Here is a 2,300-nt window from a genome sequence, read left to right as displayed (position 1 = left end):
AGCCTTCCCCACCCTGTGTCACTGGACGGATATGGCCCGGGGCGGCCACTTCGCGGCGATGGAGGAGCCCGAGCTGCTCGTCGACGACGTCCGCGCGTTCTTCCGCACCCAGCGGCTCTGAACGGCTCTGCCGCCGAGAAGCTGGCCCGCACCCAGCTCGGGCACTGCTCGTTCGGTGAGCGTGAAGTCCTCGGGCGCCGGTCCGCCCGGACCGGGACGGCGGGCCAGCGTCACCACCCGAGTGTGGCGCCCGGCGGTGCTCATGGCGGGGTTTTCCCGTCCCGCGGCCGGGCGCGGCGGCCGACCCAGCCGGTGATCTGCAGGTCCGCGTGACGGATCTCGCCCGACTGCCAGCGGCCCTCGGAGTCGAACAGGCCGCGCTGGCCGGTCGTCGGGTCGTGGACCTCGACCAGCCCGGTGTCGGTCAGCGTGTACACCTGTTTGGTGATCGGATGAGTCAGGCTCATGGGTTTTGCGTTCACCGCACGTTCACAGCTCCTCCAGGCCGCGCAGTTCCTCCACACGGCGTACGCCGCGCTTGACGACCACGACCGGGCCGGTCACACGCAGCCGGCAGGCCAGCCGGAGGCGCCCGTCCGCCTCCGGACCGATGGCGGTCAGCCCCTCCTGTTCACGATCGTCAACGGGGCCGCAGTTGTCGGCCCCCGCGCTGACCCGCAGCACGCAGATACGGCAGGTGCCGAGCCCGCCGCAGACGGTCGGCCACCACAGGCCGTGCCGCCGGGCGGCGCTGAAGACGGTCTCGCTCTCGGCCACGGCCAGCACGATGCCGGACGGCGTTACCGTCACCTGAGCGGTCAGCGTGACATCCACGTGTCGAGCAGATGGTGAAAGTGCCGGATGCGGCTTTCCTGATAGTCCGCGAGCGTTATGCCTGGTTTGCGGGTCGCCTTCAGGCCCTGCTGGACGAACGGCAGGTTGGCGAGGTCCTGGTCGAAGACCGGGCCCAGCAGACCGAGTTCGGCAACGTCCGCCATGTTCATGCCCGCGGGCACCCATCGGATCTTCGCCGGGGCCGGGCGCGGGGTGCCCTTGGGCCATCCCGACAGGAAGAAGATTTCGGCAACACAACGGTCGGGGTCGTTACCGTAGGGCCGGAACCGATAGACGATATTCGATTTTTTCCCCGCCCAGGGGTGGAAGTTCGGGAAGAGAATATAGTTGACCGCGTCCAGCAGCTCGCTGTCGGTGACCTCCGCGTAGCTCTCGCCGGAGAGCGCGCTCAACTGGGCGCGCATCTGGTCGGCGAGCACCGCGCGGGCCGTGCCACCGGCTGGGATCTCCGGCAGGTCGCCGCCAGCCGCGGTGAGGTCCCGGCCCTGGGTCGAGGCGTAGAAGCCGCGTGAGAAGTAGAAGCTCTCCAGGACATCCTCTTCGGTCACGCCGCCCGCCAGATGCGGGCTCGGCACGCCCTGCACGGTGATCGTGCGGTCCCAGTTGGCGCTGGCCACCACGTCGTACTGGGAGTTGGCGTCGCCCATCCAGGCCAGTAGCTGCGGGTGGGTGCCGATCACGTGGAAGGCCTCCATGAAGGCCTCCTGCCCGATCTTCCAGTTGCAGGGCAGGACCTTCGCGATGTGTAACGAGGTATAACGGTCTTCCAGCGGCCACCGGGTGAAGTGGTCCGGCAGGTCGCCGGCGAAGGTCTCGAACGGCTCGCTGTGGGGATCCATGTTGATGAAGACAAAGCCGCCCCAGGTGGCGACCCTCGCCTCGGGCAGGCTGAATTTCTCCCGGTCGACGTGGGGGAAGTCCCAGGCGCACGGGATGCTCTTGAGGGTGCCGTCGATGTTCCAGGTGAACCCGTGGAACGGGCAGCGGAACTCCGGAACGTGCCCGCTGGTGGTGCGCAGCTTGCGCCCGCGGTGCAGGCAGGCGTTGACGAAGGCCCGGATCTCGGTCGGGGCGGTCCGCACGATCAATAGCGAGTCGTCGGCGATCTCGTAGATCTCGTGGTCACCGACCTCGGGGATGTCCTCCTCCCGGCAGGCGAACTGCCAGACTCGCCGCCAGAGCTTCTCGACCTCCAGGCGATGCCAGGCGGGGGAGATGTAGCGCTCGGCATCGATATCCTCGTTGCCGAGGTACTCGTTCACGGTGAGCCGCAGGACGCTGGGCACGGGCCGGGTGTCCGCGGCGAGGTAGTCCTGAGCGGACGGGCCGGGGCAACGGGCGCGGGTGCCGGGCTCCTGCGTGACCATGACGCCTCCCGAAGTTTCTTGTGTCTGGCTATAGTAACCGGTCGCCAGGCGCCAGGCAGGAGATCACACCGGAATCCC

Annotated in this window: 3 protein-coding genes; all 3 read right to left on the bottom strand. The window is 68.3% G+C overall.

All coding sequences use genetic code 11. The features are described 5' to 3' along the window. Nucleotides 1-260 precede the first annotated feature (260 nt). The 3 genes from MJ785_RS13330 to MJ785_RS13320 are packed head-to-tail and all read right to left on the bottom strand — an operon-like array spanning nucleotide 261 to nucleotide 2,222. Nucleotides 261-482, bottom strand: coding sequence for a hypothetical protein (locus MJ785_RS13330; RefSeq protein WP_239381189.1), 222 nt, complete (start codon nucleotides 480-482; stop codon nucleotides 261-263). Nucleotides 483-489: 7 nt separating this feature from the next. Next, nucleotides 490-834, bottom strand: a complete 345-nt coding sequence (locus tag MJ785_RS13325) for a 2Fe-2S iron-sulfur cluster-binding protein (RefSeq protein WP_239308804.1) — start codon at nucleotides 832-834, stop codon at nucleotides 490-492. Beyond that, nucleotides 819-2,222 (bottom strand): SRPBCC family protein, encoded by a 1,404-nt coding sequence (locus MJ785_RS13320; protein ID WP_239308803.1) that lies wholly within the window; start codon nucleotides 2,220-2,222, stop codon nucleotides 819-821. The genes MJ785_RS13325 and MJ785_RS13320 overlap by 16 nt, the downstream gene beginning before the upstream one ends. Nucleotides 2,223-2,300 lie beyond the last annotated feature (78 nt).

Source organism: Protofrankia sp. CiT1 (assembly GCF_917627335.1).
Classification (GTDB): domain Bacteria; phylum Actinomycetota; class Actinomycetes; order Frankiales; family Frankiaceae; genus Protofrankia.
Note: the sequence above shows the minus strand (reverse complement) of the source record. Positions and strands in the feature narration are given on the sequence as shown.

What these genes read in the sequence shown, in the direction of transcription:
- MJ785_RS13320 (WP_239308803.1), bottom strand. Translation starts at nt 2,222, where the DNA reads ATGGTCACGCAGGAGCCCGGCACCCGCGCCCGTTGCCCCGGCCCGTCC.